This window comes from Terrisporobacter muris (assembly GCF_024621905.1).
In the GTDB taxonomy this organism is placed as follows: domain Bacteria; phylum Bacillota; class Clostridia; order Peptostreptococcales; family Peptostreptococcaceae; genus Terrisporobacter; species Terrisporobacter muris.
The window spans coordinates 1-6,942 of record NZ_JANKBY010000185.1; the positions used below are offsets into that span (position 1 = coordinate 1).

4 protein-coding genes are annotated in these 6,942 nt (G+C 30.1%); all 4 read right to left on the bottom strand.

Translation table 11 applies throughout. The features are described from left to right. A partial coding sequence (gene cspC, locus NSA58_RS13105; protein ID WP_330652574.1) for a bile acid germinant receptor pseudoprotease CspC occupies positions 1 to 1,732 on the bottom strand: 1,732 nt, incomplete at its 3' end. After that, positions 1,729 to 5,040, bottom strand: a complete 3,312-nt coding sequence (cspBA, locus tag NSA58_RS13110; protein WP_079764778.1) for a bifunctional germination protease/germinant receptor pseudoprotease CspBA — start codon at positions 5,038 to 5,040, stop codon at positions 1,729 to 1,731. The genes cspC and cspBA, both read right to left, overlap by 4 nt. Before the next feature lie 213 nt (positions 5,041 to 5,253). Continuing rightward, positions 5,254 to 5,463, bottom strand: coding sequence for a hypothetical protein (locus NSA58_RS13115; RefSeq protein ID WP_039678289.1), 210 nt, complete (start codon positions 5,461 to 5,463; stop codon positions 5,254 to 5,256). Between the two features lie 65 nt (positions 5,464 to 5,528). Beyond that, complete coding sequence (locus NSA58_RS13120) at positions 5,529 to 6,884, bottom strand: Ig-like domain-containing protein (protein ID WP_052232832.1); 1,356 nt, start codon at positions 6,882 to 6,884, stop codon at positions 5,529 to 5,531. Positions 6,885 to 6,942 lie beyond the last annotated feature (58 nt).

The window sequence follows — 6,942 nt, forward strand, 5'->3', positions numbered from 1 at the left end:
GTTCTAAATCATAATGTATTAAATCAGTTTTTGCTTCAATGTTTAAAATAACATCCTTGCTTTTTATTAAATCAAAAACTTCTCTTAATGTTGGAACCTTACAATCTTCATTTTCAATAAATTCAAAATATGTTTTTAGTGGTTCATTATAAAGTGAGTATCTTGGTAAGTCAGTTTGATTTAAAATATATTCCATTATTAATGCTAAAATCCCACAAACTATAGATGAACTTACTCCACTTCCTGTACCTGTATTATAAGTATTATTTAAAAAAGTAGAAATAATGTCTACTCCAGGAGCTACAATGTCAGGCTTTATTTCATTTTCTCCATGAGGACCTTTAGATGATCCCAGCCACATGGAATTTGTTTTTTCATTGTAGGTACCAATTGTTATTACTTCTCTTACAAGGCCAAATCTAGTAATAGTAAAAGATGAATCTGCATCTAAAAACCTTGTTGTTGGAGATATAATATTTCTATTTGGAATATATAAGCTATAATTTCCATTTATAATATACTCTGGAATAATTCTAATGGTCCAAATACCAGGCTTAATATCTCTTAGCTTAATATTTATGACAGTAGTTCCTGAGAACAACCACGGCAGAGTATATTCTATAGTATATCCTGTATTTTCTAAATTAAAACTACCATTAACTACTATATTTTCAGGGCTATATTCACCTATTTTACTAATTTCGCCTGATGGCGATATTACAGCTACACGGACTTTATCTGCACCAAGAAAATTTATAGTAATATCCAGATTCGTGTCGTCTCCCTCTTGTAAAACTATATCTTGGTAGTCCCCTTTATCAAAAGTTATTCCTTTATTAATTTGACCCGAAAAATGAATGTCTGTATTCCCCTCATTTCCTGCGCCACTAACAATTACTATTCCTGATTGATATAATTCTGTAAAAGTATTAATAATTGATATGTTGTAAAATGATGTTGATGTTGCACCTACAGATAAATTTATTATTAGGGGCATATTTAATTCTTTAGATACAGATATTACATAAGCTATAGCAGCAAAAAAATCTGTACTTTCATAATTTATTTTTCCTTTTGTATATGTGTCTTCGTATTGTCTAAGCTTAACTACTACTAACTCAACATTTGGTGCAATTCCTCTATAATTATTATTCACTCTACCTCCAGAGCAAATAATCCCTGCAGCTATAGTTCCTGTTCCAAGTTCATCTACACATAAATCTTTATTATTGTCTTTTATTGCATCATTTATTTCATCCCTAGATATCTCTGAGCCAAAAATAAACCCTTCTGGTGGTTCTGATATATTACAATCTTGATTCCACATTGAAACTATTTTACTAGTACCGTCTTCATTTATAAAATCTTCATTTAAGTAATCTATCCCTGAATCTATTATAGCTACTAATATTCCCTCACCACTTACTTTGACATAAGGGTTATTGAATGCACCTATTCCAGAAGCCGTAACAACATTGATTCCATCATTTAAATTATTTGTAATATTAATAAGTGAGCTCATAGGCACTGATTCTTCCAACCAATCTATTACATCTATATTCTTAAGTTTTTCAGTATCATAATTTTCTGGAAGATAAATAACTGCAGATTGCCTATTTAAAACTATAAAATTATCTATACCATTATCTCTTAGACCTTTTTCTAATTCTTGCTGCGATAAGTGGTATATTATGATGTATGATTTTATTCTAATTTTATATTCCCCCCCTATCTAAATTGTTCAAATACTCCTCTAACATTCAGTATTCCATATCCTGCTATATTATTTGGATATAATGTTCCTCCACTTCTTGTTGCTCCCAACTGTAAAAAAGCTTTCATATTAGGTGTAAATCCTTCATATGGATATCTATCATCTACTATTGTATATTGATAAAATAAAGCACAAGCACCACTTACATAGGCCGCTGCTGCTGCTGTTCCAGTTAACCTTCCATAGGTATTATTAAGGTAAGGTCCAATAATATTTACTCCAGGAGCTATGATATCAGGATTTAATTGATTTTGTATATTAGGACCTCTCGATGATGGTGGCCACATATTATTATTTTGTAAATCATAAGCTCCTACTGATATAACATAGTCTTGAGTTGCAGGAAAATTAACTGTATAAAAAGGGTCAGGATTATCAAAATTAGTACCTTCATTTAAAAAAACCCTATTATCCATATATATATTATAATTTCCGATAGTTATATATAAACCAGTTAATCTTAGTTTCCATGTCCCTCTAGTTATATTTAAAAGAGCAATTTGAACTAATTGTTGGCCTGAAAACGTAGTTGGATAAACATAGTTTAATATATATTTTGTATTTTCAAAATTAAAATCTCCACTTATTGTTTCGTAATATCCTGACACAATTGATTTACTTTCTTCACCACTTGGAGATATGATTTTTATATCCATCCGATCAGGCCTCTCTACCCACATATAAATATTCAAAGTTTGTTCTGTATCAGTTATCTCAAATTCAACATCCTTAGTTTCGCCTACATTATTAATTGTTCCTCTTGTATGAACTTGAGTATTAGCCTCATTACCAATTGCTGATACTTCACAATATCCATTTATTAGAGATAATTCTAAATCAACAATACCTCTTATATATCCCGTTATCAAAATATTACCTACAGAGTCATTTACTATTATAGGTTTTCGAAGCTCTTGTGATTTTGCAATTGCATATTGTCTTGCTGCATAAAAATATGCATTATTAGTAAAGCCATTTTCCGTTTTTAATTTTACTATTACCAACTCTGACTGAGGTGCCACCCCTTCATATTCTTTTTTCACCCTACCTAAACCTGCACATATTCCACTAATCAATGTTCCAGTCCCTGTTTCATCCTGCGTTAAACTGTTATCTCTCTCTGCTATTGCTCTATTAATATCTTCTTTTGTGTATTCTGTCCCTATATAAAAACCATCAGGTGGATTACCTTCTTTGCTTTGATCCCATATATAAGCTATTTTGCTAGTTCCATCTTCATATATAAAATCCTCATGTAAATAATCTATCCCTGAATCTGCTACACAAATAAGAACGCCTCTTCCTGTTACATCTAGATTTGGATTATTTTTTATAAAATTCACACCAATTTCTTCGTTTGCATTTATTCCACCAATTTCTCCAGAAGCTGGTGCTCCTAGTGGTTCCATGCTAACTATATTTATAGATCTTACAGTAACATTAGATCCAAATAATCTTATTAACTCTTCTTCATATCCAGGTGCAACTTTTAAAATACCTACATTTTCTGAGATCCTCGTAAAACTATCTTCTAATCCTATTCTCCTCAATCCCTCAATAAATCCAGGTCTCATAATTACAAAAACACTGGATAAGGCTTCTTCCTGTCTAAAATTAGTATCATTTATATTATTAGATCGAAATAAATTACCGATTTCATTGCTAGAATATGATCTTAATTCAATATTCCTCATATCTAAAAATCCATATCCCAAATCATTTGATGGATAAGTTTGACCCTCTATCCTTCTTGCATTATCTATCAAAAGTGCTTTGGATCGTTGAGAATATAAATACAAATCATTCCTTTGAACCACGCCCCATTCCATTAGCAAAGTACATACACCTGTCACATGAGGTGTTGCCATACTTGTTCCTGTAAGAGAACCTGTAGTTCCTCCTGGCAAATAAGATAAAATATTTTCTCCTGGCGCCAATATATCTGGTTTATCTATTCCTAGGCTTACATCCCCTCTCCCTGAAAAAATAGATACAGTATCTGTTCTCGAATCAAAACTTCCTACGGTTATAACTCTACTTGCAGTTCCTGGTACTGTTACTGTTAAAATATTATTTGGTGAAAGAAATTTTGTATCTTTACTTATTCCTTCAGATGTTGGCAAATATAAATCTATTTGACCATTTACTATTTTTATTGGCTTAAACCTCAATCTCCATATACCTGAATTTACACCTTGTTCAAGTGATGTTGAAGATAATCTTATCGTTACTCTTCTTGCAAGAGAGTATGGTTCTATAGGATAAAAAACGCCCGTTACTCTTGTATTACCTACTGTGTTGCTAATATTAGGATTATCTAATGACAAAGCTTGAGATGATTGATTTGATGGATTTATTGCCGTTACTGAAAATTCATCTAAAAAGTCTGGCCAAATATTTATATTAATAATCATTTCATTTTCGCCAATAACAATTTCAACCTCCTCATCCGAATTTTCAGTAAGTTGAATTCTTTTATGTCCTCCTTTATTGGCATTATTTCCTGCTGCAACAACTATATTATTTTTCCAGAATAAACATTGGTCATCAATATATTGTTCAAATAAAGATAATCCTCTATGAGATCCTTCATTACTTCCGTAACTAATGTTTATTGCTACTGGTTTATTTAATTCTAGAGATTTATCTAATATAAATTTGATTGCTCTCATAAATTCTGTACTTCTAGAATAATAGTCTGTTTGCCTATTTCCTACTCTAACGAATATGATATCTGCATCATTTGCAATACTAGCTGCAATTCCTGCCACATGAGTGCCATGAGTTGCTGTTATAGATATAGGAATGCTTTTTTCACCATTTATAGCCTGATTTATATCTTCATTTGTGTATAAGGTTCCTTCTTTAAAGCCTTCTGGTGGTGTACCTTTTATAGACTGATCCCACAAATATAATATCTTTGATTTTCCACTACCATTTTTAAAAATAGGAAGTGTATAATCTATTCCAGAATCAATAAGACCTAAAATAGTACCTTTTCCTGTCAGTCCTGTTCTATTTTTAAAACTAGTTATACCTGTGCTAGAAAAACTTTGGGCATCTTGTGTTTCTAATATAAATGGTTTTTCCACATATTCTATTTCACTATAATTTAATAGGTTTTCAAATTTATCTGGATTATCAGCTGTAATTATGGCATATATAGGACTTAAAATTTCCACACTTACACCTAATTCTGTCTCTAGTTTTAATATATCTCCGTTATATTTAACAACTACTTCATAATCTATATTAATCACCTCCATTATAAGCAAATATAATTCTATATTAATTATATTTGCTCATATTCCTATTTATGATGATTGAAAACTTTAATGCATAAAAAATTCGCTTCGCTTGAGCGACGTGTCGGCGAAATATTTTCATTTAAATATGTTATTTTTTTATTTTATACATATGCCAGATAAAATATAAAATCCTTACAATTGAAAAAGCCCCATATAAAATGGGACTTTTAATTAGTGATGGGTGTCTTCAATTTTTTTACTAAGTCTTCCCATCATATTTTTAGAGAAATTCGAGATTTCTTTTGGAACACATTTGGATTCCGCTAGTAAACAGTATATTTCTAGAGCTCTTTTATAATCTTTTTTACCAGCATAAGCCTTGTAAGCTTCTTGGGCCAAATTTTTTGATATTTCATTAATTCTTTTAGCTCTTCTTTCCAATATAACTCTCTCCTAATTATTCTTTTTACTAATATATATTAAAGTATCTATATATTATGAGTAAATTAAGTTTCATCAGGCACTACTTCCTCTTCCTTATCTTCATTGTCATCTATATTTTCATTATCGTTATCATTTTCTTCGTCATCATTATCTTTTATAATATTATCTTTTATACTTTCAATATTGCTTGGCTTTGATGTTCCTTCTTCATTTCTTCCAACCACATAAATTTCATATGCTATTTCATTAATATCTTCATTTAAATCTATACTTATTATTACATTTGAATTTTTTAAAAACTCTTCCTGTGTTATAGATTTATATAATTCAAATCCAGCCTCACCATTTATATTATCCTTAATGTATATATCATAATTTGTGGCTCCATTTAAAATATCCCAACTTAAGGCAATTTTAAGTTTATTATCTTCAATAATATGCTTAGAGAATAGATTTCTTATCATACTATTTTCTAGTGTTCCTTCTTTTACATTTATGGTTACCACTTCAATTCTTTTATTTTCTCCTTCTCCACAACTTATGGTTATTTGCTCACTACCTTGTCTTATTCCAACGATAGTTCCATCTTCTTCAAATGTTACTGCCCTTTCTACAGGTAACTTAGACTGTGAAAATTTATAAGAAGTTTGAGGCGGAGTTAGATTTTGTGGCTCAGTAATTATTTTTGGTTTTAGTTTAATTCCTTCTCCCACTACAATATCAAAGCTACTATCTATATCAATTCTTTTAACCTTAGCTACAATAGTGTATCGTATAGCTTCTACTTTATCCTTTGATTTTGCATATATAGTCGCTTTACCTACTCCAACAGCTTTTATCTTATTATTTATCACTTTTAATACATTTTCATTGGAGCTTTCATAAGTCACATCATAGGTGTCATTAAACTCTTTATAATCTACTTCAACAGAGCTATTAATCTCTGCTTCGTCACCCACATACTTCAACTTACCTTCTACTGATATATTTAAATCTTCTATTGATGGATCAACAACTCTAATAGTAACCTTTTGTAATACTCTTGAATTTTTCATTATTGCAACTGAAGTATATCCAGTTTTAAGAGCATTCAATATAACCGTATTTTCTTCTTTATTACTATTATCTTTAAGCTCTATTGTTTTTGTATTATCTAAAATAGTAAATTTTATTTTTGGATCTTTAGCATATTGAGGAATTTTAATATAATCTCCTGGTGATAATACTACTCTATCACCAAGTTTTACTACATATTTATCTATATCTTGTATATACTCGCCTTCTATTATCTTAATATTTACACCTTTAATCATGGGAGATGCTACTCCAGACTTAAAGAGATAATACTGAACAAAAAATAATAGAGGGAGAAGTACAACTATCAATATTATTTTTTTATCTTTATCAATTTTTTTCATCTCCACCCTCCTCTAAATAGATGTTATATATTTGGTCTAATATACCCTAAAATAAAAA

What these genes read in the sequence shown, in the direction of transcription:
- NSA58_RS13120 (WP_052232832.1), bottom strand. Translation starts at nt 6,884, where the DNA reads ATGAAAAAAATTGATAAAGATAAAAAAATAATATTGATAGTTGTACTT.
- cspBA (WP_079764778.1), bottom strand. Translation starts at nt 5,040, where the DNA reads ATGGAGGTGATTAATATAGATTATGAAGTAGTTGTTAAATATAACGGA.